This window comes from Catenulispora subtropica (assembly GCF_039531675.1).
GTDB classification, from domain to species: domain Bacteria; phylum Actinomycetota; class Actinomycetes; order Streptomycetales; family Catenulisporaceae; genus Catenulispora; species Catenulispora subtropica.
Genome location: NZ_BAAAQM010000017.1, coordinates 61,603 through 86,783, shown reverse-complemented (window position 1 = coordinate 86,783; position 25,181 = coordinate 61,603). Strand labels below are relative to the sequence as shown.

Genomic DNA, 25,181 nt, shown 5'->3' with positions numbered 1-25,181 from the left:
GCCCTTGTGATCGTCTTCTCGGGACGTGGACGAGATGCTCCGGCGGCTGACGGCGTAGCGGTCGGGCTCATCGCCTGAAGAAGCTGTTCAGCAGCTGCAGAACGAAGGCGGGCTGCTCCTCCATGACCCAGTGGTCGGCGCCGGGGACGACGGCGGTGCTGGAGTGCTCGGCGACGCGCGGCAGGTCCTGGCCGATCTGGGCGCCCATGCTGTTCTGGCCGCCGACGCCGAGGACCGGGATGGTCAGCTTGCCGTCTCGGGCGATGAGCTGGTCGACTGCGGGCTCGCCTTGGTCCTGCTGGCGGAAGTACTCGAAGCCGGCGTGGGTGTTGGCGGGGCGGCCGTAGGAGGCGAGGTAGCGGTCGACGGTCGCGGCGGGCAGGGCGCCACGGTAGATCGAGGTGTAGAAGACCCGCGGGTCGTGGTCGACGAGTTGTTCGGCGACGCCGGCTTGCGGGCCGTTGACGAACCAGTCCCACCACAGGACTCCCGGGCGTTGACGGACGAGGTTGAGGTAGTCGGCGGTCGGCGGCGCCTCCAGGACGGCCAGTTCGGTGACCTCGGTGCGGTACTCGACCGCGTAGGCGAGGGCGACCGCGCCGCCCCAGTCGTGCCCGGCGACCTGCGCGGTGGTGAAGCCCAGGTGCCGGACGACGGCGTGCACGTCGTCGGCCAGCGTCAGCGCCTCGTATGATCCCGCGCCGGAGGACGCCGGCTGGGAGTCGCCGAGGCCGCGCAGGTCGATCGCGATCACGGTGTGGTCGCGCGCCAGCGACGGCATCAGGCCCGACCAGGCGTACCAGGTCTCCGGCCAGCCGTGCAGCAGTACCAGCGCGGGGCCGTGCCCGCCGGTGACGTAGTGGATCCGGATGCCGTCGTCGCTCGCGTACCCGTCGTGGAATCCCGGCAGTGGCGTTCCGCCGGCGTGCGGCCCCGCCGCGGCGGCCGGGGGACCCGACACGGCGGACGTGGCGGAGGCGGCGGTACCGCTGGCGGCCAGCAGCCCCGCGCTGACCGCGATGGCTGCCAGCGCAGTCCGCCGACGCCGTGGCATCGAGGTGGTGCCGAACATATGAGACCCCTTAATCGTAGGCTGTCTTCCGGTCGTCGTGCTCCGACCGGGTTTGACGTTACGAGCCGAGGCCGCGGGCGGAATCTGTCATGCAATAGGTACTTCCGTAAGATCGAGCGCGTGGTGATCGAGCGGGGCGCGGAACGTGCGGCGATCGACGAACTGGTCGTGGCCGCCCGCGCCGGACGCAGCGGGGTGCTCGGCTTTCGCGGCGCGGCCGGCATCGGCAAGACGACCCTGCTCGAGTACGCGCTCGCACAACCCGGCTGGGCCCGCGTCCTGCGCGCGGACGGCGTCGAAGCGGAACGCGACCTGCCGTACGCGGGTCTGAACCTGCTCCTGCGTCCGCTTCTCGACCACGTCGAAGGGCTCCCCGAACCGCAGCGGGCGGCGCTCGGATCCGTCTTCGGCGCCGGGAACGGCATGGGCCGCGCGGCAGACGAGGGCGGGGGAGTCGACCACCCTGACACCCGGTTCCTGCTCGGCCTCGCCGTCCTGTCGTTGCTGGCCTCCGCGGCCGCGGACGGCCCGCTTCTGTGCCTCGTCGACGATGCGCAGTGGTTCGACGACGCCTCCGCGCAGACGCTGTTCTTCGCTGCCCGCCGGCTCGACGCCGAAGGTGTCGTCCTGCTCTTCGCCACGAGCGAAGACGATCAGCGCACGTATTCCCCGCGCGTCCTCGACGTGCCACCGCTCAGCGCGGCGGGAGCCGGCGCGCTGCTGGCCGAACGTCGTCCCGATCTGGCGGGAGGGGAGCGATCGCGGATCCTCGACGCTTCCGCGGGCAATCCGCTGGCTCTGCTCGAGCTACAGCCGCAGGGTGCTGACTTGCCCTTGACCGGGCGGCTCCGCTCGGCGTTCGAGGACCGTCTTCGCCCACTTCCCGACGCCACGCGCCGATTACTGCTGATCGCCGCGGCGGACGGCGCTCGCGACCTCGGGATCGTCCTGCGCGCCGCCGACACCGATGCCACCGATGCCACCGATCCCATCGGTCCCACCGGCCCCATCGATCTCACCGATCTCGACATCGCGGAACAGGCCGGACTGATCATCCTCACCGGCACGCAGATCGCGTTCCGTCATCCCCTCGTGCCCGCTGCCGTCTACCAGTCCGCGCCGCTGTCGGCGCGGATCGCCGCACACGCCGCCCTCGCCGGCGTGCTCACCGATGCCGGCGACCGGGACCGCCGGGCCTGGCATCGGGCCAAGGCCGCGACCGGATTCGACGACCCGGTCGCGGCCGACCTCGAGGACACTGCGGCGCGCGCCCGGGAACGCGGTGGCTACGAGGCCGCCGCCGCGGCCTACAGCCAGGCTGCGCGGCTCAGCTCCGTCCCGGCGGACCGGGCACGGCGGCTCATCCTGGCGGGCGAGATGGCTTCGGAGACGGCCCGACTGGACGAGGCCCGGACCGCCGCGGAGCACGCGGCGCGGCTTCCGACCGGGCCCGCGCTACGCGCCAGGATCGCCCGGGTCCGCGCGACCGCCGACTTCAAGCAGGGCCGGCCGCGTTCGGCCCACGCGCTTCTCACCGAGGGCGTGGCCCATGTCGCGGGCACGGACCCGCACCAGGAACTGCGGATGCACCTCACCGCGGCCCATGCCGCATGGACCCTCGGCGATCCCGAACTGCTCGCCGTCACCTACGACCGGCTGTCGGCGCTGCACCTGCCCGAGGGCGACCCGATGGTGTCGGTCCACCGCTTCCTGCTCTGGATGACCGCCCTGGCCGCCGGACCATCCGGCGCCGAGCCGCCCCCGCCGGACCGGATCATCGCCGAGGCCCGGCAGGCATCGGTCCGCTGCCCCTACGACCTGTCGTTCATCGCGGTCGGCGGTCTGGTCGCGGGCCAGGAACGCGCGACCCGGGACGTGGTCGCCGCCATGGCCGAGGAGAGCCGGCGCGGCGGCCGGGTCGGCTGGCTGGTCGCGATGCTGAGCCTGCAGGCGAGCTGCGAGCTGCTGCTCGGCGAACACGGTGCCGCCCGTTCCCGCGCCACCGAGGCACTGGACCTCGCGCGCGACGTCGGGCTGGGCAAGTGGATCCGGTACGCCGCCGGCACGCTGGCCTACCTGGCCGCGGTCGAAGGCGACGAGGACGGATGCCGCGCGGCGGCCGGCGAGGCGCTCGGCAGCCCGGTCACCGAGCACACCAGGCCGGGGAACACCTGGGCGCACTGGGCGCTCGCCGTCCTGGACCTGGCAGCCGGCCGCGCCGAGCGCGCGGTGCGGCGCCTGGACTTCGACGTCCGCGACGCCGGAGGCCTCGATCCGCCGGCGCTTCGCAGCGTGCCGGACGTCGTCGAGGCCCTCGTCCGGCTCGGCCGCCGGGACGACGCGCAGCCCGGCGTCCAGCGGCTGGAACGCTGGGCCGCGCGGATCCGGCAGCCGTCCGTCGACGCCCTGGTCAGCCGTTGCAGAGCCCTGATCTCGGAGGAGCCCGAACAGCTCTACCGGGAGGCGCTTGACCGGCATCGGGCCGACTCCCGCCCCTTCGACCACGCCCGGACCGCGTTGCTGTACGGCGAATGGTTGCGCCGCAGTCGGCGCAAGGCCGACGCACGCCCCCATCTGGCCTGCGCCCTGGGCATGTTCGAATCGCTGGGAGCGCGTCCTTGGGCCGACCGGGCATCCGCGGAGCTGGAAGCCACGCAGGCCCGCCGGACGCCGGAGAGCGTCGCGGCCAGCGGTCTCACCCCGCAGGAAAGCAAGATCACAAGCTTGGCCGCCGAGGGGCTGTCCAACAAGGAGATCGCGGCGCGGCTGTTCCTCAGCCCTCGCACCGTCGCCTACCACCTGAACAAGGCGTATCCGAAGCTCGGCATCCTGTCCCGCAGGGAACTCGCCGACGGTCGTGGGGAGCATCGGCGATCATAGTCCGTGTGAGCACGCTGACCCGGGAGGAACTGGTCGACTTCCTCCAGCGCGCGCGACTCGGCCGCCTCCTGTGGCAGGGCGTCTGAGACGACTCCCCCGGGGTGCGGCAGTTCCACCGGATGAGCAACCCGGTGTTCCTCGACTCGGACATCGGCATGTTGCGGGTGTCGACCATCAACGCTGATACGGAACGACGACCGGTGAGCTCTGCCGCGCTTCGTCGGCGGCCGCGGCGCGGATGGCGTCGGCTATCTGGCGGGCGACGACCGGCCAGACGAGCTCGGCGCCCGCCGCCCACGCGGCGTCCGCGGCCAGCGACCGGTGGCCGTGGTCGGTGAGCATGCGGCGCAGGGCCTCGGTGTAGGCCTGGGCGTCGCCGGGTTCGGCCAGCAGTCCTGCTCCGCCGGCCAGCATGTCCTGGGCGTAGAAGAACGAGGTGGACACCACCGGGCAGCCCGCGGCCAGGGCGTAGGTCAGGGCGCCGGAGCTGATCTGGTCGCGGGAGCGATAGGGGGTCAGGAAGGCGGTGCTTCGCGCCAGGACCGCGGCGACCTCGGCCTCGGTGAGGTAGAAGTCCAGGAACTGGATCCGGTCGGTGGCGCCCAGTTCCTCGACCAGTTCGCGCAGGGACTGGCGGTAGCCCTCGCCGTGGCGGTGGACGACTTCGGGGTGGGTGGCACCCGCGATGAGATAGCGGAGGTCGGGCAGGTCGCGAGCGAGGTCGCAGACGGCGGCGATCGCCGTTTCGAGCCCCTTGTTCACCGACACCAGGCCGAAGGTGCTCACGACGGTCGCGTTCTCGACCGTTTCCAGCGCCGCGGCGACCTCGGGCCGGATGGCGGCGCGGGCGCGGTGGCGGGGAGAGCGCAGGGTGGCCGGGGCGCCGTGGGGGATGGTCGCGAAGTGGTCGACGCCGATCCCGGCGGCCGCGGCCAGGCGGCGTGCGGTGGGGGTGAAGACGGTGACGGCTGCGGCCCGGCGGCACAGCTGCTGCAACACGCCGGTCTGAGCTCGGCTCGGTGTGCCCGGGACCGTGTGCAGCGTGACGAGGTAGGGCACGCCGGCCGATGCCAACTCGGCGGCGAAGGAGGTGATCCACGCTCCGTCGGGGCCGCCGTAGATGCCGAACTCGTGCTGGATCAGCACTGCGTCGACGCCCGCGGCCGCCAGCCCGGCTGCGGTCTTCGGGTAGGCGGCCCGATCGTCCTGCTTCAGGACGGCCGCGACCTCGCCGCCGTACCGGAGTCCCTGGTGGTCCACGGCGCACACCAGCAGTTCCAGGTCGGGCGCCGCGTGCACCAGGCTCTTGTACAGTTCCGCCGCGAACGTTCCGATGCCGCACTGACGGGGCGGATACGTCGACAGAATTGCGACTTTCTTCGGTTTTCGATGAGGCTCGAGAAGCTGGAGCTGAGCTCTGGGAGCAGTCAACGTGGCTGCCATAGCGAAACCCCCTCGCAAATGACGAAAACCTTCCATACACGGTAGAAGTCCTCAATCGGGATGCGCCAGTCGGGCCCGGCCGGGGACGCCGGGGGGATGTCACAGGCGGCCGCGCTGTCTCGACTCGGGTTGTGAGAAAGCGTTGGCGAACGGAAGGGTGAGATCATGCGCGTGTTCGTGGCGGGCGGTACCGGAGTGCTCGGGCAGCGGCTGGTGCCGCAGCTGGTGGCCCGGGGTCATCAGGTCACGGCGACCACCACGGGCGCGGCCAAGCTCGACCTGCTGGCGAAGCTGGGCGCGGACGGGCTCGTGATGGACGGGCTGGACGCGGCGTCGGTGGGGGAGGCGGTGGCCGTGGCCCGTCCGGACGTGATCGTGAACCAGATGACGGGGCTGTCGCAGACGCACGCCGGCAAGCTGAACCCCCGGAAGGCCGAACGGTTCTTCGCCGCCACCAACCGGTTGCGCACCGAGGGGATGGACAACCTGCTGGCGGCCGCCGAGGCGGTCGGAGTGGGGCACGTGGTGGCGCAGGGACACGCCAGCTTCAACGGGATCCAAGAGGGCGGCTGGGTCAAAACCGAAGAAGACCCCCTGCAGGTGACTGAGGGCACGAAGGCGCTGGTCCATCTGGAGGACGTGGTCGTCAAAGCCGGGGGCGCGGTGCTGCGCTACGGCGCGTTCTACGGGTGCGGCGCGACCGATGAACAGGTCGCGCTGGTGCGCAAGCGTTTGTTTCCGCTGATCGGCGGCGGCACCGGCTACTCGTCCTGGGTGCACGTGGACGACGCCGCGGCTGCCACCGTCCTCGCGGTGGAACAGCACGCGACCGGCGTCTTCAACATCGTCGACGACGAACCGGCCCCGGTCAGCGAGTGGCTGCCGTATGTCGCGCGGTGCCTCGGGGCCAAGCCGCCGCGTCGCGCGCCGGCGTGGCTGGCCCGGCTGCTGGCGGGGGAGATGGCGGTGGGGATGATGACCAAGGGGCGCGGCTTCTCCAACGCCAAGGCGAAGCGGGAGCTGGGATGGCAGCTGCGTTACCCGTCGTGGCGTGAGGGCTTCCAGCAGGAGCTGGCGTGAGCGTGAGCACGTCCGCGCCGGAACGGGCCGAGGAGTTCCAGGAACTGCGGCCGCTGCTGTTCTCCATCGCCTACCGGATCCTGGGCAGCGTGGCCGAAGCCGAGGACACGGTCCAGGACACCTGGCTGCGCTACGCGACCTCGCCGACCGTGCCCGCCTCGGCCAAGGCGTTCCTGTCGGCGCTGGTCACACGGGCTTCGATCGACGTACTGCGCTCTGCCCGGGTGCGCCGGGAGACGTACGCCGGACCCTGGTTCCCCGAGCCGCTCCTGTCCGACCCGTATGAGGATCCCGAGCGGTCGGCGGAGTTGGCCGACTCGGTGTCGATGGCGGCCTTGCTGCTGCTGGAGCGGCTGTCCCCGCTGGAACGGGCGGTGTTCGTGTTACGGGAGGTGTTCGCCTTCGGCTTCCCCGAGGTCGCGGACGCCGTCGGCCGCTCGGAGGCGGCGTGCCGTCAGCTCGCCGTGCGGGCGCGCCGGCACATGGACCTCGGGCGTCCCCGGTTCGAGGCCGACCAGCACGAGCGCGAGGAACTCGCGGCGCGGTTCTTCGGCGCGCTGCGCGACGGCGACGTCGAGGGACTGCTCACACTGCTGGCCGCCGACGTCCAGCTGGTCGGTGACTCCGGAGGCAAGGCGCCCGCGCTGGCCCGCAGCGTGGTCGGGGCCGGCAACGTCGCCCGCCTGCTCGCCGCGGTCTTCCCCACGTTCGCCCGGACCGCGCAGGTGGAGCGGCACGAGGTGAACGGCCAGCCGGGCGCGGTGCTCCGGGACCGGGACGGCAACGTGGCCGGCACTCTGGTCCTGGACGTCGCCGAGGGACGGGTCCAGATGATCCGCTCGGTGGTCAACCCCGACAAGCTGGGGCACCTGGGACCGCGGGCGGATCTGTGGGCGGTGGTGCGGGAGGTAAAGGAGAAAATGCGTCGCTAAGCGCGGGCTGCCGGTCCCAGGACTGCGCGCAGAAGACCATCAGCCCCCTCCCTCACAGACAGTCCGGCTTCGCAGAGTTCGCCGACCAGGGTCTCAGGCGGTGTGGGCCACATCGTGAACTGCTCGACCGCCACGCGCACGACCTCGTCCTCGCGCTCGACGCGGTAGGTGAAAGTGACCGAAAGGAGCCCGCGATCCTGCCGGGTGGACACCTGCGCGCTGTAGGTGTCCGCCCCTACCAGCACAGGCGCGATGTCCTCGACCGTCGGGGAGCCCGGAACCGTGGCCGGAGGCGGCTCGAGCAGCAGAGTCCCTCCGGGCACCAGAGCGGACGCCGTCGCCTGCCAAAACGCTCTGCGCTCCGCCGGCTCCAGGACCCCGACGATGTTGGAGCAGATCACCAGGTCGGCCACGTTCGTGAGATCGGACTTCTGGAGCGTCGTGGGATGGACGGTCACCCGGGCCCGCTGCTCCGCGCGCAGTCCCGCCAAACGCGTCAGCAGCGCCACCCGCATGGCCGCGGCCGGCTCCACGGCGTGCACCGGCGCCGTGGAGCTGCCGAGCAGCACCTCGGTGACGATCCCGGTGCCCGCGCCGACGTCCACGATTCCCACCCGCGCCGCGCTCGCCGCGGAGGCGAATCTGCGCCCGGCCTGTCGGCGATCCTCCGCGGCCTGAAGGATGTCGTAGAACTCTGCGGTCACCGCATACGGTTCGGCTGGACCTGACCCGTCACCTGACCCGTCGTATCGATCTTGAAGCATGGTGATCCCATACCTAGGAGGCCGGAGCTTGCGCGTCTTCCGGGACGGATACCGGCCGGTGGGAGCCGCCCGATCGGAGCAGCGCGAGTGTACGAGCGGATCCGGGCCGGGTACGGCGCCAGGGTCAGCCGCCACCCGCGGAAGCACCGGCCCGGAGGGACCCGATGTCCAGCCTCAGCGCCGCCCTCACCCGCACGTTCGCGCTGGCGTGCTGGGCCATGGGCGTCTGGGTGCTGCTGACCTGGACCCGCACCGCGGAGCAGCTCGTGGTCGGGGCCGTGGTCAGCGTGGCTGTCGCGGCGGCCCTGGCCCCGCTGGGACCGGTGGCCGGGCCCTGGCGTCTGCTGGACCCCCGCGTAGCCCGCCGCGTCGCGGGGCTGGTGGGAGGGAGCGGTGCGCGATGAGGCGGCCGAGGCCCGGCAACGGCGGGAACGACGTCGAGAGGAGCGCGGGGAGGAGAGCTGAGATGACCATCTTCTGGCTGATGGACTACTTGGCCCTGGCTCTGATTCTGTGCTGTGCCGTACTGGTGATCCGGCTGCGCAACCTCAACGGCGCTGTCATGGCGCTGTCGGGCGTCGGCGCCTTCCTCTCCTTGTTGTTCGTCGTGGTCGGTGCACCGGACGACGCGCACTCGGAGATCGTGGTGGGAGCGATCGCCCTGCCGGTGCTGTACCTGGTCGCGATCGGCAAAGCGCGCGCCGAGGTGCACGACTCCGGTGAACTCGACGAGCGGACCCGGTGATGACGGCCCAGCCCTCCCCGGGCCACGAGCCGCACCACCGGACGGTCCTGGGCGCGGTGCTGACCGCCGGAACCGCGGTGGTGCGCGCGGTCGGCTACCTCCGGCTGCCCCGGGAGCACGCCGCCCTGCCGGCCGTCGCCCGCTACGCGATGGAGGTGGCGCTGCCGACCTGGAAGCTGACCGAGCCGGTCAACGAGGTCGTGTACGGCACCCGCGGCTTCGACACCTTCGGCGAGACCTTCCTGCTGCTGGCCGCGGTCATCAGCGTCATCCTGATCGCCCGGCCCCGGGAGGCGCGCCGCGGCTACTTCGGCGAGGAGACCGCGCTCATCATCGGCACCGAGGCCCTCGGCCTGGTGCTCAGGTCGGGGACAGGCCTCGCAGATCCGCGCCGACTTCACCTATTTCGATCCCGCTGAGCTGGCGATCGCGCTGGTGAGTGTCTTTCTCGGCATCCTGGCGGCGCGCAGAGTGGTCCGTCATCGTCCGCCGCGCGCCATGGTCCTGCTCAGCCGGCTGCACACCGGGTCGGTCAACGACTACGCCGGCTTCGCGGTCGGCGGGATCATCGCGGTGGTGGCGGCCTTCCTACTGTGAGGGCTGCGACGGGTTTCATATTTTCTCCTGATTTGCACCGTTTAGTCTCCCTGGTTCTGGGGACGGGGCGCGAAGTACGTGATACCGACTCCCGTCCGCGGCCGGCCGGTCGTGGGGCGAGGTAGCTGGCAGACAATCACGAGGACGAATCATGAACAACGTTAAGTGTGCCTTTGCGGTGGGAGCCGCTTACTTCCTCGGGCGTTGGCACAAACTCCGCTGGGCTCTGGCATTGGCCGGAGTCGCGGCCGGCACGAGATTCAGTACCAATCCGAGAGTTCTCATAGGGCAGCTCGCCGATGCGATGCCGCAGGTGCGCGAACTGGTTGAAGACGTTCGCGGGGAACTCGCCGAAGCGGGGAAGAAGGCCGCCGTCGCCGCGGCGGGGAACCGGATCGGCGAGGTCACCCAGCAGTTGCGACAGCGAACCGAGTCCCTGAGGGAGGACAACAAGGGCGAGGACGAGGAGGAGGAAGAAAAGCCGCAGCCGACGCGCAAGACGTCGCGCAGCAGTGCTTCCTCGAAGTCGCGCAGCAGTGCCTCCTCGAAGAAGACGAGTGGTACGACGCCGCGCAAGCGCAGCAGCGCGACCGCCTCCAAGACCAGGCCCGCCACGAGGAAGACGGCCTCATCCTCATCAGGCCGGAAGACGTCAGGAGCTTCTGCTCGGAAGAGCACCAGCAAGAGCGCGTCGACGCGTAAGCAGGAGTGAGTGTGATGGCCAAGCAGTCCAAGCAAAGTGACAGCGGATCCAGCGGGCTTTTGGAAGGCCTGCCCACCGACGAGCTGAAGGACCAGGCACGAGACTTCATGACGGCGATGGGGGAGCGGGCCGTGACGGTGGCGGCCGGCAAGGTCAGCGATCTCGCGGGCCGGCTCGTCGACTACGCCGACGGTGGGGGCGACGGTTCCAAGGGCGGCCTGTTCGGGCAGATCCTGGGATCCACCGCCTCCAACGTCAAGGACAAGATCACCGACAAGTTCGGCGGGAGCTCCAAGGGATCCGGTGGCGGCGACAAGTCCAAGCTCACGAACATCCTGGAGCAGATCGAGGTCGGCGTCCCGGTCCGGGTCGCCTACAACCAGTGGACCCAGTTCCAGGACTTCCCGGACTTCACCAAGCGCATCGAGTCGGTGAAGCAGGTGTCCGACGAGAAGGTCACCTGGAAGGCCGGGATCTACTTCTCGCACCGCAAGTGGGAGTCGACGATCATCGAACAGGTCCCGGACGAGCGCATCGTGTGGCACTCCGAGGGAGACAAGGGCTATGTCGACGGAACGGTGACGTTCCACGAGATCGCCCACAATCTCACGAAGATCCTCCTGGTGCTGGAGTACCACGCCCAGGGCTTGTTCGAGAAGACCGGCAACATGTTCCGGGTCCAGCGTCGGCGGGCGCGGCTGGAACTCCACCACTTCGATCGTCACGTCATGACCCAGACCATCCTCGATCAGGACATCGAAGGCTGGCGCGGTGAGATCCGCGACAGTGAGGTCGTGCGGACCCACGAAGAGGCCCTTGAGGACGAGGAAGAAGAGTACGACGCCGAGGACTACGAGGACGAGGAAGAACCCGCCGACGAGGACGACTACGAAGACGAGTACGAAGACGAAGAAGCGGAAGCGGAAGCCGAAGACGAAGCCGAAGACGAAGCCGAAGACGAAGCCGAAGACGCAGACGAAGAAGCCGAAGACGAAGAATACGAAGCTGACGAAGGCGAGGACGGCGAGGACGACGGTGGGCGGACATCCACGCGCGGTCGGCGGCGCCAGCCCGCGAGGAGTAGGTGAGAACGATGACGACAGTCGCCCACCGAGGCGGAGGTTACGTCGCCCGGCCGACGCCGAGCGGTCTGGTCGATGTGGTCGACCTCATCCTGGACAAGGGCTTGGTCATCGACGTGTACGTGCGGGTCTCGCTTGTCGGTATCGAGCTGCTGACGATCGACGCCCGGATCGTCGTGGCGAGCGTGGACACGTATCTGCGCTTCGCAGAAGCCGTGAACCGGCTGGACCTCGCGCAGGGCAAGGAAGAGACGCTGCCCGAACTGCTGCAGGACATGCAGGAAGGCGGTGCCAAGCACAAGACCAAGGGCGCCTTGGAAGGGGTCAAGGACACGGTTTCGGACGTGGCCGATCGCATCCGGGGCCGCAAGGACGAGGACGAGGACGACGAAGACGAGGAAGAGGAAGAGGAGGAGATAGACGACGAGGACGAGGGCCAGGAAGAAGAAGACGAGGAGGAACCGGAGGAGCAGCCGAGGCGCCGTCGCGCCCCCGCGGCTCGGAGGAGGCGTGAACGGTGAACGGCGCGACCACGTCCGCCCAGGCGGAGGACCAGGCTTGTTACGTGTACGGCGTCGTCCCCGACGCCGCGCCGAAACCGGCCGACGCCGCCCCAGGCGTCGGGAACCCCCCGTCGCCGGTCACCCTGATCCACCATGGCGAGGTCGCCGCGCTGGTGAGCGAGATCGACCCCGAGGCGCCGCTGGGTTCTCCAGACGACCTGCGCGCCCATGCCGAGGTGCTGGACACCGCGGCGAAGCGGGGCCCCGTCCTGCCGTTCCGGTTCGGAGGCGTGGTGCGTGACGCCCAGGCCGTGACCGACGAGTTGCTCGATCCCTTCGAGGAGAGGTTCGCGGCAGCGCTGGAAGACCTCGACGGCCGAGCGCAGTTCGCCGTGCGAGGCGCCTATCGGCAGGGCCGGATCCTCCAGGAGATCCTCGCCGACCGTCCGGAGATCGCCGATCTCAACGCGCGGACCAAGGCCTTGCCCGAAGAGGCCGGCCGGTACGAGCGCATCCGGCTGGGCGAGATGGTGGCCCAGGAGATGGCGGCGCGAAGCGCGGCCGATTCCCGGGCCCTGCTGGAACGCCTCGCCCCGCTGGCCGTGGCGACCTCAGACGGCGCACCGGCGGCCGACCTGGCCGTCGACGCCTCGTTCCTCGTCGACCCCGGCCGGCGCGAGGAGTTCGAAGCCGCGGTCGAGGAACTCGCGGGAGTGTGGGCCGGGCGGATCGATCTGCGCCTGCTCGGACCGCTGGCCCCCTACGACTTCGTGACCGGGCTCATCGAGCGGACCGTGGAAGCGTCCTAGCCATGGGCCTCATCACCGGACTCCTGACCCTCCCGCTGACACCGGTCCGCGGAGTCGTGTGGGTGGCTGAGCGGCTGCATGAGCAGGCTCAGCAGGAACTCGGCGATCCCGCGACCCTCAGGCGGCGCCTCAGCGAGGTGGAGGCCGCGCGACAAGCCGGTCTCCTCGGCGACGACGAGGCCGCCGAGCAGGAGTCGCAGCTCGTCGGGCTGTTATGGGAGACCCGGCGGGCGGATGAGGGCCGGAAGGGGTGAGCACCGATGCCCGAACACGAAACCGAGTCGGCCGCATCGCGCGGCGAGAAGAAGACCACCGGGCCGGCCAGACGTCGTCAGGCGGCTGAGCCCAAGCGCTCCGCGCCCAAGCGTTCTGAGCGCGACCACTCTGAGCGCGAGCGCTCCGAGCCCAAGCGTTCCGCTCGACGGGACACAGCCGGGGAAGACACCAGGTCGCGCTCGCGGCCGCGCAGTGCCGGAGCGTCCGCGGTCGACGCTCGGAAGGCCTCCAGCGCCGCCGCCCGGTATGCCCAGGAGCTGACGGGGCGCCGGCCGGAAAGCATCACGTCGCTCGAACGCACCGACGATGGATGGCAGGTGGGTGTCGAGGTCGTGGAGTCCCGCAGGATTCCCGACTCGACCGACATCCTGGCCGTCTACCAGATCGCCCTGGACCGGCAAGGAGACCTCGTCTCCTACCGCCGTGAATCCCGCTACCACCGCGGCAGGGTGGAACGGAGCAGTGATGAGTGACCAGGTCGACTGGAACAGAGCGAGTCCACTGCCGGCGACGAGGAGGACCTCGCCCGCGCCGCAGCCCGCGAATCTCGCGGATCTGCTTGAACGAGTGCTGGACAAGGGCCTCGTCATCGCTGGTGACATCCGGATCAACCTCCTCGACATCGAGTTGTTGACCATCAAGATCAGGCTCCTGATCGCTTCCGTGGACAAGGCCAGGGAGATGGGCATCGACTGGTGGGAGCACGACCCCACCCTGTCCTCCGGCGAGCGGGACCTGGCCGGGGAGAACAAGCGCTTGCGCGAGCGGCTCCACGAGCTCGAAGCACGGAGCGGACCATGACCGCGGACCACGTGTGGCTCTATGCGGTGGTCTCGGCCGACGGGCCTCCGCTCCCCGATACCTCCGGCGTGGCGGGCGAGTCCCCGTACCTCGTGCCCGGGCCGGGCGTCGCCGCCGTGGCCGGACGCGTGCCCCGCGCCGATTTCGACGAGGAACCGCTGCGTGCCCGCCTTGAGGACGTCGCTTGGCTCGACCGCACAGTGCGGACGCACCATCGGGTGATCGCCGCACTCGCCACGACCCGCCCCGTTCTGCCCATGCGCTATGCCACCGTGTACCGCGAAGACTCCGGTGTCTCAGCCATGCTCAGCGCCCACCGCGACGAACTCCTCGCCATCCTGGAACGGATCACGGGCTGCACCGAATGGGGCGTCAAGATCTATCTGGCCCACGCGTCGTCCGCGCTGTCCGACAGCGATAGCGTTCAGCCGGCGGACGAACAGCGCCCGGGAACCGCCTACCTCCTCCGCCGCAAAGCGCAGCGCTGGGACCGCCAGGAGACGCTACGCCTGGCCGCCGACGAGGTCGGCCGATTCCACGGGGCGCTCGCCGCCACCGCGGTCGAGCGCGCCCGGCATCCGCTCCAGGACTCGGAGACGTCCGGGCGCCGGGAGCCGATGCTGCTCAACGGCGCGTATCTCGTGGCCGACGAACACCTGCCGACCTGGGAGAAGATGATCGCCTCGTTCGTGGCGGACCACGATGAGCTGAGCGTCGAGGTGACCGGTCCGTGGCCCGCCTATTCGTTCACCGACCTCGGCGGCCGACCGGAGGAGACGTGAGAACCATGCCCCTGCCTTCGCCGGCCGACCCGGGCGGAACGCGCCCGGCCTGGTACGAACACGTGGCGCTGGTCGACCTCCTGGACCGGCTGCTCGCCGGCGGCGTGGTCATCGCCGGCGAGATCACCCTGTCGATCGCCGACGTGGACTTGGTCCGGATCAGCCTCCGGGCACTCATCGCGTCCGTGCGCGCGGCGGTCGGGCCGGTGGAGGGAGGACGCCGTGACGAAGCGTCAGCCGCTTGACCGCGGCCGGTCCGCCGTCGACGCCGTCGACGGCCGGCGCCTCTCGGTCGACCCCGAGACCGTGGGGCGCGACCTGGTCTGCCTGGTCCTCACCGTGGTGGAACTGATCCGGGAGCTCATGGAACGGCAAGCCCTGCGCCGCATCGACGAGGGGGATCTCACCGACGAGCAGATCGAGGCCATCGGGGTGACGTTGATGGCTTTGGAAGAGCGTATGGCGGAGCTCAGGAACCACTTCGAGCTCACGCCGGAAGACCTCAACATAGATCTCGGGCCGTTGGGGCCCCTGCTCGCCCCCGAGGGGTGACTCCGCCTCCGGCCTGCGGTTTACCAGGTTTATCCCTCCTCGACCGGGGTGACAAAGATCCTGATGAAAGGTGACCGGGTCGAGGTCGTCGTCGACGTCGGCGACGGCTCTCGCAATTACGAGATCGTGGCGACCCGCGCCGGGCGCCGGGTCGAGGTGCACATCGCCCGCGGGGTGGTCGAGGTCAGCGAGGTCACCCGGACCGGCGTCGCGGTGCGCACGGCACGATTCATGTCCAGCCGCATCCTGGCACTGGTCGAGCATCCGGTGGAGAGCAAGTCCCCGGACGAGGAGTGACGCCACGCCAGCGCGCGCCCGCGGTTCAGCCGTGCCGATTCGCTGCTCGGCGCGGTCCTGAAGAGCGTCGGCGACCGGTCTGCCGGTCAGCCCCGGGACCCGAGCAGGAATTCCGGATACAGGTTCACCGTCTCCTCGATCAACCCGTGCAGACCGGCCACGTACTCGGCCACCCCGCCGACCTCGTCGACCGTCGCGTGGAGCCCGTCGATCAGCGGCTTGACGGTCCCCGCGAACGCACGCAGCCACCCCGGCTCGGTCAGCCGCGCCGCGAACTCGTCCCGGGCTGCGGCTGAGTCCGCGGACCCGACAAGCAGCTTCTCCGCCACCGCGCGCTCCTGTTCGGACAGAGACTCCAGATACCGCACCACCATGTATGTGGCGGTACCGTTGCGGAGGTCCTCGTACCGACGCGATGCGATGTCCCGCTGGTCGTTGACCACCTGCCGCAGGATTCCGAACCGCTCCCCGAAGTCGCGCAGCAGGTCCACCTGCGCCGGGCGACAACCGGCGAGCGCCGCCCCCATCGCCGCGGCCATGGCGTAGGGCGCGCCGGTCTTGCCGCGGTAGCCGGCCATGACCTCCTCGGCGGTGGCCGTCGCCGCGGTCGTGGCGAGGTCTGTGAGCTGTCCGGATATCGCCCGGTGCCAGCACCGCGACAACTCCTGGCGCAGTGTCAGCGCCCGCGCTGGATCGTCGCGGCACGCCTGGTCCAGGACCGTGGCGGACAGATGGCAGGCGATCCCGACCGTCGCGAGCAGGTCCCGGTCCGCGCCCGGGGCGGCGAAGGCCCCCGGCCCGGTGTCGGACAGGTCGTCCAGGTGGCGCGCCGACACCCACCACAGCACGTGCGCCATCGCGGCCGGTTCCGCGGCCGCCGGGTCGCCGGAGTACATCCCGTGCACCAGGAACGGCAGTGCCACGATGCCGTCCACCGCCGGCCCCGAGCCGCGTCCGGCGATCCGGTCCAGGAAGCCGGTCAGCGCTTCCCCCATCGCGCGGTCGGCCGTGCCGCCGGGACCGGTCGAAGCGGCCAGTCCCGCCCCCAGTTCCCGCAGCCGCCGCAGTACGCCGGCCGAAGACCAGGTGAGTGTGCCCTCCGTCATGTGCCCCCCGCCGTCCGGGCCGGTGTGGAACCGGCCGCCCGCCACGCGAACGGCAGGATTCTTGAGCACGTCCTCTGATTCGTCAATCAGCCCGCTGAGACGTCCGCTGAGACGCTAGCGTACCGGCGGGGCCGCTGGGCGGCCTGAGGCTGTGAGCTGAGATGAATGAAACAACCCTTCTCATTCATCTCAGCTGATGTAAGCTCCCGCATGAAGCAGGTCGTGGTGCGGTCCGCCGAGGGCGTCTCGGCTCGGCGTGTCCAAGCGCTCCACCGCGGCACGGCGAAGCGCTCGGAAACCGGGGCGCGCAGGACTTCGGGCCACAGGTCCGTCGCTACGAGGGGGAGGTGACGCCGGTGGCCGACGTGGACCAGCGGTTCGACTGGCGGCAAGCGATCACGCCCGCGCTGTTCGGGATCGGCCTGGTGGTGAACATCACCGGGTTCGCGATCGTCCTGGACCGCCCCGACGAGCCCGCCCGCGCCTTCGCGCTGGTGTTCATCGGCGCCAATCTCCTGTGGCTGCTGGCCGAGGCCCCGGTCAGCCTGGGCAAACCCGGCACGCCGCCGCGCGAGGTGACCACGCTGATCGCCTACGGCCTCACCCGGTTCGCCACGGTCGCCGCGGCCCTGTTCCTCCCGTCGCTCGGCACCGAGTCGCCGGTCCGCGAAGCCGTCGCGATCGCGGTGTTCGCAGGGGGCGTCACGCTGCGCCTGGTGGCCATCAGGACCCTCGGACGCTTCTACTCCCATCATGTGATCCGCCACGACGAGCACCAAATCGTCTCCTCCGGCCCGTACCGGCTGATCCGGCACCCGGCCTACGCCGGCATGCTCCTCGGGCACGCCGGCCTGATCGTGTTCTTCTTCGACTGGCCGGCGGTGGTGCTGCTGGCCGGGCTGGCCGGCGTCCTGTCCTGGCGGATCCGGGTCGAGGAGCGCACGCTGCTGGTGCTCCCGGCCTACCGCGCCTACGCGGCGCAGCACGCCCGCCTGCTGCCGGGGGTCTGGTGAGTCTCCCGACCGGGATACCCGGGCTGGACGTGGACGTCTGCGACACGCTTCTGAGCACCACACGCTCGGTACGCCGAGCACTGGATCTGGAACGTCCCGTCCCACGAGCCGTCGTCGAGGACTGCCTCCGCCTGGCGCTCCAAGCGCCGAACGGCGGCAACCGGCAGGACTGGCGCTGGGTCCTCATCAGCGATCCGAAGCGCCGCGAGCAGGTCGCCGAGATCTACCGGAGGGCCTTCCACGGAAGGTACGGTGACGCACCTCGGGAGCACGGCGTCCTGCGTGACGCGAGCGAGCTGGCCGACCGCCTGCACCGCGTCCCGGTGCTGGTCCTGTCCTGTCTCCAGACCGCCGGGCCCCTCCCGGCCGGCAATCAGGCCGGCGTCTGGACCTCGCTCCTCCCGGCCGCGTGGAGCTACGCGCTCGCCGCGCGCAGCCGAGGCCTCGGAACCACGGTCACCACGGTCCACCTCGGCCTGGAGGCCGAGATGGCCGCCCTGCTGGGCCTGCCGGAGCACGTCCACCAGGGACCGCTCATCCCGACCGCCTACACGCTTCGGGAGACCTTCGGGCCCGGTCGGCGGCGCCCGCTGGAGGAGGTCCTCCACGTGGACGGCTGGCAGCCCGAGACTGTGACGGCGGCCGGGGAGCCGGTCCGATGACGGCCCTCGACACCCAGGGCTCTGCGAGACGGCGGGGCCCGGGCCCCGGCACGTCGCCGGATCTGCTCCGTGGCGAAGCCCTGCTCGATCCGGCCGCGGCCGGCCACAAGTTCTCCCGGCTCGCAGAGCTGCGCGCCGCGGGATTCGCCGTCCCCGACCTGTTCGGTATCCCGGCGGCCGCCTTCGACCGGGCGCTCGCGCCGGTGCTGGCAGACCTGGACCCGCCGCCGGCCGCCGCGGTGCCCGAAGCCGTGCGGCGCTGGAGCGGGAAGGCCCGCGCCGCCGTGCTATCCCTCGACGTGGGCGAGGAGCTCGCCGACGCCGTCTCCACCGCGTTCGACGACGTCATCGGGGCCGGCGGGCTCGCCGCCGTCCGGGCCTGCGTCGTGCCCGGGCCGGGCCAGCAGGGCGAGGACAGCTCGGCCGATCCGTTCGCCGGGCTGAGCGACAGCTTCCTGTACGTCCCGCGCGCCGACCTGCTCCGGCGCATCGTCGAATGCTGGGCCTCCGCCTACAACCCCGAAGGGGTCCTGTACCGGCTGCGGCGCGGCGCCGACCCCGGTGCGGCGCGCATCGCGGTCGGCGTTCAGCGGATGGTGCTCGGCGCCAGCTCGTTCGTCGCGTTCACCCGCGACCCGCGCGACGGCGCCGACCGCGTGGTCGTGGCGGCGGCATACGGCATCGGCGAAGGCGTCGTCCAGGAGCGCGCCGATGTCGACCACTACTTCACCGAGCGGGCCACCGGCGCGGTACGGAAGGAGATCGCGGTCAAGCGCCGCATGGTCGGGGCACCCGCACCCGGGGGGCCGGCCGAGCCGGCGGAGTGCGAGGTGCCCGAGGAACTGGCCGGGCAGCCCGTCCTCCAGGACGGCGTCCTGGCCCGGGTCGTGGAGACGGCCTGCCGGATCGAGGACCATTTCGGCTGTCCGCAGGACATAGAAGGCACCTTCGCCGCTGACGGCGAGCTCTGGATCGTGCAGTCCCGGCCGCTCGCGGACCTTCCCGAGCAGGTGGTGTGGAGCAACCACAACATCACCGAAAGCTATCCGGGAGTCTCTTGCGCGCTGACGTACTCGCTCGCGCGCGACTTCTACAAGACCGTCTTCACCGACCTCTACCGCCGCATGGGCGTCCCTGAGGCGCGGCTGTGCGAGAACGCGCATCATCTGGAGCGCATGGTCGGCCTGCGCGAGGGCCGGGTCTACTACCGGCTCGACGCCTGGTACGCGCTGCACGGCATGATGGCAGAGTTCGAGTTTATCCGGGGCTGGTGGGAACACTCGATGGGTCTGCGGCCCGGGCCGGGGATGGACCTGTCACCCGGCTGGCGCGGCCGGGCACTGCGCACGGCCCCGGGTGCCCTGCGCCGCAGCGCACGGCACTTCCGCCAGGTGGGCGGGTTCCTCGCGTGGTGGGATCGGACCGCAGCCGAAGCCGGCGACCTGGAATCCCTCGACGCTGAGGCCCTGGTCGCGTTCTATCGCGGCCTGTGGGCGGAAGTCGGCGCGCAGTGGGGCGTCACCCTGACCAATACGGTCCTGGGCATCTTCCCAGCCGCGGGCTACGAAGGCTTGCTGCGCCGCTGGACCGGCACCCGGCACCGGGCCCTGTTCGGCGCGCTGCTGGCCGGCGGGCCGGAGAACCGCACGCTGGCCGGGCTTCGCGGCGCTTTGCAGTTGTCCGACCTGATCTGTGCGCGACCGGAGGCCCGCGACCGGATCCTGAGCGCCGCGACCGCCGCGGAAGACGCCGCCGTGTGGCAGGAGATCGTCGACGGCGTGTACGGGCCCGACATCGCCGACGCCGCCCTGCGCCAGATGCGTGTCTACGGTGACCGGGCCGTCGGCGACCTCAAGCTCGAACAACTCACCCCGCGGCAGCGGCCGGCCATGATGCTCGACATGGTGCGCCCGCACCTGCGGCAGGGCACGGGCGCCGAAGCCAGCCGCGCGGACGAGCGCAAGATCCGCGCGGACGGCGAACGCGAGCTGCGTGAGCACTGCCGCAATCCGCTGCGACGCGCGATCATCCGGGCCTTCGCCTCCCGGATGCGTGCCCACCTCAAAGCCCGCGAGGACACCCGGTTCTGCCGCACCGAACTGTTCGGCCTGTCGCGGCGGGTCCTGCTGCGCCTGGGCGTCCTGCTGGCCGGCGCCGGGCGGCTCGACGGCCCGCGCGACGTCCTGGACCTGACCGTGGAGGAGGTCCTCGGCGCGTTCGACGGGACCCTGCCGGGCAGCGACCTGCGCGCGCTCGCGGCCCTGCGCCGCGCCGACCGGGAGCGGTGGGAGGCGCTGCCGGCGCCGCCGCCGCGGTTGGTGAGCCTCGCGGGGCGGCCGCTCGACGTGGCCCGTCCAGCGACCGCCGCCCCCGTGGACGGCGCCGCCCCCGACGCCGCCACCGTGCTGCGCGGCCTGGCATCCAGCTCCGGCGTGGTCCGGGCCCGCGCCCGCGTGGTGCTGGACCCGGACGTCCCCGCCGACACCTGCCGCGACGCCATCCTGATAGCGCGGGAGACCGACCCCGGCTGGCTGTTCCTGATGACCGCGGCCCGCGGGCTGGTGGTCGAGCGCGGGACGCTGCTGTCGCACACCGCCGTCACCGGCCGGCTCCTCGGGGTGCCGACCGTGGTCGCGGTCGCGGAGGCCACCGCCCGGATCCCGGACGGCGCCCTGGTCGAGCTCGACGGCGGAGCCGGCACCGTGCGGATCCTGGCCGAGGAGGCGGAGCTGTGATGCTGCGGCTGCGCCGCTATGTCCGGGGCAGCTTCCCTCCCGCCGTCTACCTGCCCTACGCCCTGGCCTGGGCGCTCGGCGGGACGGCCATGTTCGCCCTTGGACAGCACGGGAAGCACGGGCAGCGCGGCCCGCGCGGCGTGGACGGCGTGGGCACGTGGCAGCCGGGCTGGGCCACGCTGGCCACGGTGGCGTCGTTCACGGTGCTGCTGCTGATGGTCCGCGCCGTCGACGACCTGCGCGATCTGGACTACGACCGGGTGCACAACCCGCGGCGGCCGCTGGCCTCCGGCGCGGTCGCGGTCGGCGACGTCGGCCTGCTCATCGGTGCCGGGACCGTCGTCGTCCTGCTGCTCAACGCTCCGCGCGGCCTGGCCCTGACCGGTGCGGCCACGGCGCTGCTCTATTTGGCCGTGCTGCTGGCCGCCGACCGGCTGGCGCACTGGCCGTCCGGCGACGCACTCATCGTCAGCGCCCTGATCAGCCTGCCGGTGCAGCTGCTGCTCGGCGGCTACCTCTACGCCACACTGTTGCACGACTCCCACCAATCCGCCGGGCCCGCCGCGCTCCTGCCGCTGGCCGCCATGCTCGCGGTCTTCACACACCTCGAACTCGCCCGCAAGACCACCCGCGCGCCCAAGCCTGGCGAGCGCGCCTACACGACCGTGTTCGGCGTCGAAGCGACGGCGCGCGCCGCGCTCGGCGCCGCTGCCGTGGCGACGGTTCTCGCGCTGATGCTGACCCAGCCCTGGAATCCCGGCGCTCAGGCCGGGTGGCTCGTCCTGCTACCGGCGGCTCTGCCGGTGCGGGGCGCGCTGCGGTTCTGGCGCGGCGGCGCCGAGCGCTGGCCGTCGGCCGATGCGGGGTTCTACGTCCTCGCGGCGTTCACCGCGTTCCTTGTCGTCGACCTTGTGGAAAGGCACACGCCATGACCGACGAGCCCGACGAGCCGCCGGCCTTCCCGTTCGCCCACCCGTCCAGCCCGCGGCCGCCCGCACGGTTCGCCGAGATGACCGCCGAGCCGGGGCTGCCCCGGGTGGTGCTGTCCAACGGCGCGTCGGCCCTGCTGGTCAGCCGCTACGCCGAGGTGCGCGCCGTACTGTCCGACGATCGGTTCAGCCGGGCCTCGTTCACCGGCAAGCCGATGTTCGCACGCTCCACCGCCTCGCTGGCGCTGGCCACCAGCGACCCGCCGGTGCACAGCCGCCGGCGGCAGGCCGTGGCCGGTGAGTTCACGGCGCGGCGCGCTCGCGAGACGGCGCCGTGGCTGCGGGAGCTCGCGGCGTCCGGTGCCAGGCGGCTGCGTACCCTCCCGCAGCCTGCGGACCTGGTCGAGGAGTTCACCGTCCCGTTCGCCCTGCGTGCCGCCGCCGAACAGCTCGGCCTGCCGTATGACGACGCGGTCAAGCTGCGTCCGGCCATGGCCGTGATGATGTCGTGGGGAAGCCGCACCTCCGAGGAGGTGGCCGCGGCCCACGCCGAGGCGCACGGATATTTCGGGGGACTGGTCGCCCGGCGCCTCGCCGACGCCTCCGCCGGGCGCCCGGCCGACGATCTGCTCACCCGGCTGCTCCTCGGCCGGGGAGCCAGCCGCCTCAGCCACGAGGAAGTCGCGGTCTTCGGGGCCGGGCTGCTGATGGCGGGCTTCGACACCACCTCGCGGCAGCTCGCGATGGCGGTCCTGATGGTGCTGCGCGATCCGGCGCTGACCGCGCGCCTGCGGGAGCAGCCCGGGGCGCTGGCACCCGCGTTGGAGGAGGTCCTGCGCTGGAGCTCGCTGATCGCGACCGGCGGCGCGGCCCATGTGGCACTCGAGGACGTCCGGCTCGGGGACGTCCTGGTGCCGGCCGGGGAGGTGGTGGTGCCGCTGACCGCCGCCGCGAACCAGGACGCGTCGGTCTTCACCGAACCGGACCGCTTCGACCCCGGGCGCGAGGACAATCCGCACATCGCGTTCGGCCACGGCCGCCACTACTGCCTCGGCGCGCCGATGGCCCGGCTGCAGTTGGAGGTCGGGATGGCCGCGCTGCTGGCGGAGTTCCCGGCACTGCGGCTGGCCGTCCACGAGGACCGAGTCAGGTGGACCACGGGCCAGTTCATCCGCGGACCGCTCGAACTGCCGGTGCGCTGGGACGGCGAGGGCCGGCCCGCGGCGGCCTCCCCGGCCGGGGAACCCGCCGTGGCGGCGTCCGGATGTCCGTGGTCCCCAGACAGAGGAAGCGAGGAACCATGAACCCACCGTCCGCCGCGGCGCCGATCGTCCTGGTCGGCAGCCGCTTCGACTCCTTCATCGCCGCCGGCCTCGGGGTCAGCGCCGCCGATTTCGCCGAGGCCGTGGGCCACGGCGGGTACGACGGCCTCGCCGAGCCGGTCCCGGTCCACCTGGGGCAGGGCCTGGACGAGGCCGCGGTCGCGGGCGCCGGCGAGGCCGTCGAACGCCGGGGCCTCGGCGACCGGCTGCTGCTCGACCCCCGCGACCTCCCGACTCCGATCGAGGCGCGTGCGGTCCACAAGCAGGACGCCCGCAACGTGCTCCTCGCGGACTTCGAATACTGCGGCCCGGACGCCTTCGAGGCATCCTTGCGCCTCCACAACGACAACGAGCTGGTCCAGGACCACCAGTCCAGCCCGCACCTGCAGGGCATGGTCCTGGTCGAGGCCGCGCGCCAGATGTTTCTGGCGGCGTGCGAGCTCGAATATCTGCGCCCGTGGCCGGACCGGAAGTTCTCGTTCCTGCTGACGCGGATCGACACCCGGTTCGACCGGCCGGTGTTCCCACTGCCGTTGCGAATGCGGCTGACCGCGCACCGCGCGGAGACCCACGACGTGAACCGGATGCGGTTCCACGTGGAGACACGGTTCGTCCAGTGCGGGTGTGAGGCGGCCAGGTCCGAGGTGGCCGCCGCGGTGCGGCCGCTGGGTCCGACCAGGCGAGTAGAGCTCCGCCACGCGGAAACCGCCATCGCCGCTCTGGAGAAGGCTCGGCCGCTGGCCGGGTGGTGAGGCTCTGCAGCAATAAAAGGCGGTCCGGAGTCACCGGCATGTGACTCCGGACCGGGTGCTTGGCAATGACCTACTTCGGGGTGAAGACGAGAAGCCGGTCCATCAGGAGCGAGGACAGAGCAGGGCGGGTCAGAGTCGCGGGTTGCATGTAGGCGCGGCCGACCTCGGTGATCGTGCTCATGTCGACGGGCCTGCTGGCGCCGTACTGCGCGCAGAAGTCCGTGTTGACCGGCGGGAGCATGGTCACGTGTGGTCCGGACGGGCCGGAGTCTCCTGCGCGGCTGAAGGTCCAGGCGTAGAACTTGTCCGCATTCGGGGCGTCGGCGATGAAGTCCCGTGCGCTGCCTGCCATCTGGCCGTTGTTCTCGGCGGCCATGGCGACGGCGGCATGGTCGTCGGCGTAGAGCGTGACGCTGGAGTAGCTCGCCTGCCCGGTGGCCACGTGATCGGTGCCGTAGGAGACGACGAACGAGCCGTCGGGCAGACTGAAGTCCGGGCTGAGCGGGTCGTCGGCGTCGTTGGACAGGGCGTCGGATCCCGCCGTGGGCGGATTGGTCTGCAGGTTCGTCTGGAACGCCGGGTTCGCCTCTTCGAAGCCGCGCCCGAGTGTCAGGTCGTGGGCTACATACCCCGGGTGGGAGTCGATGATCCGCTGGCGCAGCAGTTGCAGCGTGGGGTTGAGGTTGAGTTCGGTGGCGCCGGTTCCGGAGACGCGCAGCGGGGGGACGGGCAGCGGTTCCGGCGGGTACACCGGTTGGGTCTCGTTCCCCGAGCTGTTCGCCGGGCGCACTCGGAAGACTTGAAGCGGGGGGTTGGCCCGGTAGTCGTCGAGTGCCTTCTCGAAGCCGGGCTTGGGGGCGACCGTGCGCAGCCCCACCAGGAACTGGTCGGTGCTCGCGTCGTCGAGGCCCAACCGGTACATGGCCGAAGGGATCGTCTGGTCGTTCGTCGCGTCGCCGAGCCCGGAGTCGGCCAGCATCCTGTCCACCGCCGCACGGGTGCGCCGGTTACCCGTGATCACCAGCGCGAACGACTGGCTGTAGGGGGATCGGCCGCTCGTGCGGATCGTCTTGTTGTTGAACGGGTCGCCCACCGAGGTCCATACCACCGGACCGGTATGCAAGGGGCCTTTCACCGTGGTGAGGTCGAAGTCGAAGTACGCCTCCGGCGGAGGTGTCACGCCGATCATCACGACGGCTTCGTCCTGCCGGATGCGCCACGTCACGGGTGGGTTGGTGTTGGGTACTTGTCCCGGCACCTCCGGCAGCCCGGTGAGAACGTAAGGCGACTGGGGATTGGGCCACAAGCCGCTGAAGACGGCGCCCTCGCAGTACCTCCGGTTCA

At 71.2% G+C, this 25,181-nt stretch carries 29 protein-coding genes; 24 read left to right on the top strand and 5 right to left on the bottom strand.

Going from position 1 to position 25,181, the window contains the following annotated elements; translation table 11 throughout:
• Positions 1-67 precede the first annotated feature (67 nt).
• Positions 68-1,072, bottom strand: a complete 1,005-nt coding sequence (locus tag ABD466_RS16815; protein ID WP_344657995.1) for an alpha/beta fold hydrolase — start codon at positions 1,070-1,072, stop codon at positions 68-70.
• A 120-nt stretch (positions 1,073-1,192) separates the two neighbouring features.
• Between ABD466_RS16815 and ABD466_RS16810 the strand changes: the two genes are divergently transcribed.
• Positions 1,193-3,952 (top strand): AAA family ATPase, encoded by a 2,760-nt coding sequence (locus ABD466_RS16810; RefSeq protein WP_344657994.1) that lies wholly within the window; start codon positions 1,193-1,195, stop codon positions 3,950-3,952.
• A 174-nt stretch (positions 3,953-4,126) separates the two neighbouring features.
• On the opposite strand, the gene ABD466_RS16805 is transcribed toward ABD466_RS16810, so the two are convergent.
• Positions 4,127-5,251, bottom strand: a complete 1,125-nt coding sequence (locus ABD466_RS16805; RefSeq protein ID WP_344657993.1) for a glycosyltransferase — start codon at positions 5,249-5,251, stop codon at positions 4,127-4,129.
• Between the two features lie 309 nt (positions 5,252-5,560).
• Between ABD466_RS16805 and ABD466_RS16800 the strand changes: the two genes are divergently transcribed.
• The gene (locus tag ABD466_RS16800) at positions 5,561-6,475 is read left to right on the top strand and encodes an NAD-dependent epimerase/dehydratase family protein (RefSeq protein WP_344657992.1); all 915 of its coding nucleotides are present in this window, start codon (positions 5,561-5,563) and stop codon (positions 6,473-6,475) included.
• The gene (locus ABD466_RS16795) at positions 6,472-7,407 is read left to right on the top strand and encodes an RNA polymerase sigma-70 factor (protein ID WP_344657991.1); all 936 of its coding nucleotides are present in this window, start codon (positions 6,472-6,474) and stop codon (positions 7,405-7,407) included. The genes ABD466_RS16800 and ABD466_RS16795 overlap by 4 nt, the downstream gene beginning before the upstream one ends.
• On the opposite strand, the gene ABD466_RS16790 is transcribed toward ABD466_RS16795, so the two are convergent.
• Entirely contained in the window at positions 7,404-8,111 is a 708-nt protein-coding gene (locus ABD466_RS16790) for a class I SAM-dependent methyltransferase (RefSeq protein WP_344657990.1), read from the bottom strand. The two genes, ABD466_RS16795 and ABD466_RS16790, sit on opposite strands and share 4 nt — an antisense overlap.
• 224 nt (positions 8,112-8,335) lie before the next feature.
• On the opposite strand from ABD466_RS16790, the gene ABD466_RS16785 reads away from it, so the two are divergent.
• From ABD466_RS16785 to ABD466_RS16715, 15 genes are all read left to right on the top strand, one after another.
• Positions 8,336-8,575, top strand: coding sequence for a hypothetical protein (locus tag ABD466_RS16785; protein WP_344657989.1), 240 nt, complete (start codon positions 8,336-8,338; stop codon positions 8,573-8,575).
• A 62-nt stretch (positions 8,576-8,637) separates the two neighbouring features.
• On the top strand, positions 8,638-8,916 hold the full coding sequence (locus ABD466_RS16780) for a Na(+)/H(+) antiporter subunit B (protein WP_344657988.1): 279 nt from the start codon (positions 8,638-8,640) through the stop codon (positions 8,914-8,916).
• Complete coding sequence (locus ABD466_RS16775; RefSeq protein ID WP_344657987.1) at positions 8,916-9,335, top strand: hypothetical protein; 420 nt, start codon at positions 8,916-8,918, stop codon at positions 9,333-9,335. The genes ABD466_RS16780 and ABD466_RS16775 overlap by 1 nt, the downstream gene beginning before the upstream one ends.
• A gap of 16 nt (positions 9,336-9,351) precedes the next feature.
• Complete coding sequence (locus ABD466_RS16770) at positions 9,352-9,513, top strand: hypothetical protein (RefSeq protein ID WP_344657986.1); 162 nt, start codon at positions 9,352-9,354, stop codon at positions 9,511-9,513.
• A 151-nt stretch (positions 9,514-9,664) separates the two neighbouring features.
• Positions 9,665-10,225 (top strand): hypothetical protein, encoded by a 561-nt coding sequence (locus ABD466_RS16765; protein WP_344657985.1) that lies wholly within the window; start codon positions 9,665-9,667, stop codon positions 10,223-10,225.
• Positions 10,226-10,230: 5 nt separating this feature from the next.
• Positions 10,231-11,304, top strand: a complete 1,074-nt coding sequence (locus tag ABD466_RS16760; RefSeq protein WP_344657984.1) for an SRPBCC family protein — start codon at positions 10,231-10,233, stop codon at positions 11,302-11,304.
• Between the two features lie 71 nt (positions 11,305-11,375).
• Entirely contained in the window at positions 11,376-11,819 is a 444-nt protein-coding gene (gene gvpJ, locus ABD466_RS16755; RefSeq protein ID WP_425558665.1) for a gas vesicle protein GvpJ, read from the top strand.
• Positions 11,816-12,610, top strand: a complete 795-nt coding sequence (locus tag ABD466_RS16750) for a GvpL/GvpF family gas vesicle protein (RefSeq protein ID WP_344657982.1) — start codon at positions 11,816-11,818, stop codon at positions 12,608-12,610. Before gvpJ ends, ABD466_RS16750 begins: the two co-directional genes overlap by 4 nt.
• Before the next feature lie 2 nt (positions 12,611-12,612).
• Complete coding sequence (locus tag ABD466_RS16745) at positions 12,613-12,864, top strand: gas vesicle protein GvpG (RefSeq protein WP_344657981.1); 252 nt, start codon at positions 12,613-12,615, stop codon at positions 12,862-12,864.
• Positions 12,865-12,870: 6 nt separating this feature from the next.
• Positions 12,871-13,359 (top strand): gas vesicle protein GvpO, encoded by a 489-nt coding sequence (gene gvpO / locus ABD466_RS16740; RefSeq protein WP_344657980.1) that lies wholly within the window; start codon positions 12,871-12,873, stop codon positions 13,357-13,359.
• The gene (locus ABD466_RS16735; RefSeq protein ID WP_344657979.1) at positions 13,352-13,687 is read left to right on the top strand and encodes a gas vesicle protein; all 336 of its coding nucleotides are present in this window, start codon (positions 13,352-13,354) and stop codon (positions 13,685-13,687) included. The genes gvpO and ABD466_RS16735 overlap by 8 nt, the downstream gene beginning before the upstream one ends.
• The gene (locus ABD466_RS16730) at positions 13,684-14,469 is read left to right on the top strand and encodes a GvpL/GvpF family gas vesicle protein (RefSeq protein WP_344657978.1); all 786 of its coding nucleotides are present in this window, start codon (positions 13,684-13,686) and stop codon (positions 14,467-14,469) included. Before ABD466_RS16735 ends, ABD466_RS16730 begins: the two co-directional genes overlap by 4 nt.
• Before the next feature lie 5 nt (positions 14,470-14,474).
• Positions 14,475-14,714: a gas vesicle protein gene (locus ABD466_RS16725; RefSeq protein WP_344658057.1), complete on the top strand. Its 240-nt coding sequence runs from the start codon at positions 14,475-14,477 to the stop codon at positions 14,712-14,714.
• Positions 14,692-15,021 (top strand): gas vesicle protein K, encoded by a 330-nt coding sequence (locus ABD466_RS16720; RefSeq protein WP_344657977.1) that lies wholly within the window; start codon positions 14,692-14,694, stop codon positions 15,019-15,021. Before ABD466_RS16725 ends, ABD466_RS16720 begins: the two co-directional genes overlap by 23 nt.
• 63 nt (positions 15,022-15,084) lie before the next feature.
• Positions 15,085-15,318 (top strand): hypothetical protein, encoded by a 234-nt coding sequence (locus ABD466_RS16715; RefSeq protein ID WP_344657976.1) that lies wholly within the window; start codon positions 15,085-15,087, stop codon positions 15,316-15,318.
• Positions 15,319-15,404: 86 nt separating this feature from the next.
• Here the strand turns inward: ABD466_RS16715 and ABD466_RS16710 are convergent, their stop codons facing one another.
• Positions 15,405-16,424, bottom strand: a complete 1,020-nt coding sequence (locus ABD466_RS16710; protein ID WP_344657975.1) for a polyprenyl synthetase family protein — start codon at positions 16,422-16,424, stop codon at positions 15,405-15,407.
• A gap of 356 nt (positions 16,425-16,780) precedes the next feature.
• Between ABD466_RS16710 and ABD466_RS16705 the strand changes: the two genes are divergently transcribed.
• Genes ABD466_RS16705 through ABD466_RS16680 form a run of 6 tightly spaced genes read left to right on the top strand, consistent with a single transcriptional unit; the run spans position 16,781 to position 23,837 of the window.
• Positions 16,781-17,437: a methyltransferase family protein gene (locus tag ABD466_RS16705; RefSeq protein ID WP_344657974.1), complete on the top strand. Its 657-nt coding sequence runs from the start codon at positions 16,781-16,783 to the stop codon at positions 17,435-17,437.
• Positions 17,434-18,099, top strand: a complete 666-nt coding sequence (locus ABD466_RS16700) for a nitroreductase family protein (RefSeq protein ID WP_344657973.1) — start codon at positions 17,434-17,436, stop codon at positions 18,097-18,099. The genes ABD466_RS16705 and ABD466_RS16700 overlap by 4 nt, the downstream gene beginning before the upstream one ends.
• Positions 18,096-20,834, top strand: coding sequence for a PEP/pyruvate-binding domain-containing protein (locus ABD466_RS16695; RefSeq protein WP_344657972.1), 2,739 nt, complete (start codon positions 18,096-18,098; stop codon positions 20,832-20,834). The genes ABD466_RS16700 and ABD466_RS16695 overlap by 4 nt, the downstream gene beginning before the upstream one ends.
• Positions 20,834-21,766, top strand: a complete 933-nt coding sequence (locus ABD466_RS16690) for a hypothetical protein (RefSeq protein WP_344657971.1) — start codon at positions 20,834-20,836, stop codon at positions 21,764-21,766. The genes ABD466_RS16695 and ABD466_RS16690 overlap by 1 nt, the downstream gene beginning before the upstream one ends.
• On the top strand, positions 21,763-23,067 hold the full coding sequence (locus tag ABD466_RS16685) for a cytochrome P450 (protein WP_344657970.1): 1,305 nt from the start codon (positions 21,763-21,765) through the stop codon (positions 23,065-23,067). The genes ABD466_RS16690 and ABD466_RS16685 overlap by 4 nt, the downstream gene beginning before the upstream one ends.
• Positions 23,064-23,837, top strand: coding sequence for an AfsA-related hotdog domain-containing protein (locus ABD466_RS16680; RefSeq protein ID WP_344657969.1), 774 nt, complete (start codon positions 23,064-23,066; stop codon positions 23,835-23,837). Before ABD466_RS16685 ends, ABD466_RS16680 begins: the two co-directional genes overlap by 4 nt.
• A gap of 70 nt (positions 23,838-23,907) precedes the next feature.
• Here the strand turns inward: ABD466_RS16680 and ABD466_RS16675 are convergent, their stop codons facing one another.
• Entirely contained in the window at positions 23,908-25,062 is a 1,155-nt protein-coding gene (locus ABD466_RS16675) for a hypothetical protein (protein WP_344657968.1), read from the bottom strand.
• Positions 25,063-25,181 lie beyond the last annotated feature (119 nt).

Excerpts from the sequence above, each read along its gene's own strand:
- ABD466_RS16815 (WP_344657995.1), bottom strand. The coding sequence starts at position 1,072 with ATGTTCGGCACCACCTCGATGCCACGGCGTCGGCGGACTGCGCTGGCA.
- ABD466_RS16800 (WP_344657992.1), top strand. The coding sequence starts at position 5,561 with ATGCGCGTGTTCGTGGCGGGCGGTACCGGAGTGCTCGGGCAGCGGCTG.
- ABD466_RS16785 (WP_344657989.1), top strand. The coding sequence starts at position 8,336 with ATGTCCAGCCTCAGCGCCGCCCTCACCCGCACGTTCGCGCTGGCGTGC.
- ABD466_RS16780 (WP_344657988.1), top strand. The coding sequence starts at position 8,638 with ATGACCATCTTCTGGCTGATGGACTACTTGGCCCTGGCTCTGATTCTG.
- ABD466_RS16775 (WP_344657987.1), top strand. The coding sequence starts at position 8,916 with ATGACGGCCCAGCCCTCCCCGGGCCACGAGCCGCACCACCGGACGGTC.
- ABD466_RS16765 (WP_344657985.1), top strand. The coding sequence starts at position 9,665 with ATGAACAACGTTAAGTGTGCCTTTGCGGTGGGAGCCGCTTACTTCCTC.
- ABD466_RS16760 (WP_344657984.1), top strand. The coding sequence starts at position 10,231 with ATGGCCAAGCAGTCCAAGCAAAGTGACAGCGGATCCAGCGGGCTTTTG.
- ABD466_RS16745 (WP_344657981.1), top strand. The coding sequence starts at position 12,613 with ATGGGCCTCATCACCGGACTCCTGACCCTCCCGCTGACACCGGTCCGC.
- gvpO (WP_344657980.1), top strand. The coding sequence starts at position 12,871 with ATGCCCGAACACGAAACCGAGTCGGCCGCATCGCGCGGCGAGAAGAAG.
- ABD466_RS16735 (WP_344657979.1), top strand. The coding sequence starts at position 13,352 with ATGAGTGACCAGGTCGACTGGAACAGAGCGAGTCCACTGCCGGCGACG.
- ABD466_RS16730 (WP_344657978.1), top strand. The coding sequence starts at position 13,684 with ATGACCGCGGACCACGTGTGGCTCTATGCGGTGGTCTCGGCCGACGGG.
- ABD466_RS16725 (WP_344658057.1), top strand. The coding sequence starts at position 14,475 with ATGCCCCTGCCTTCGCCGGCCGACCCGGGCGGAACGCGCCCGGCCTGG.
- ABD466_RS16715 (WP_344657976.1), top strand. The coding sequence starts at position 15,085 with ATGAAAGGTGACCGGGTCGAGGTCGTCGTCGACGTCGGCGACGGCTCT.
- ABD466_RS16710 (WP_344657975.1), bottom strand. The coding sequence starts at position 16,424 with ATGACGGAGGGCACACTCACCTGGTCTTCGGCCGGCGTACTGCGGCGG.
- ABD466_RS16695 (WP_344657972.1), top strand. The coding sequence starts at position 18,096 with ATGACGGCCCTCGACACCCAGGGCTCTGCGAGACGGCGGGGCCCGGGC.
- ABD466_RS16690 (WP_344657971.1), top strand. The coding sequence starts at position 20,834 with ATGCTGCGGCTGCGCCGCTATGTCCGGGGCAGCTTCCCTCCCGCCGTC.
- ABD466_RS16685 (WP_344657970.1), top strand. The coding sequence starts at position 21,763 with ATGACCGACGAGCCCGACGAGCCGCCGGCCTTCCCGTTCGCCCACCCG.
- ABD466_RS16680 (WP_344657969.1), top strand. The coding sequence starts at position 23,064 with ATGAACCCACCGTCCGCCGCGGCGCCGATCGTCCTGGTCGGCAGCCGC.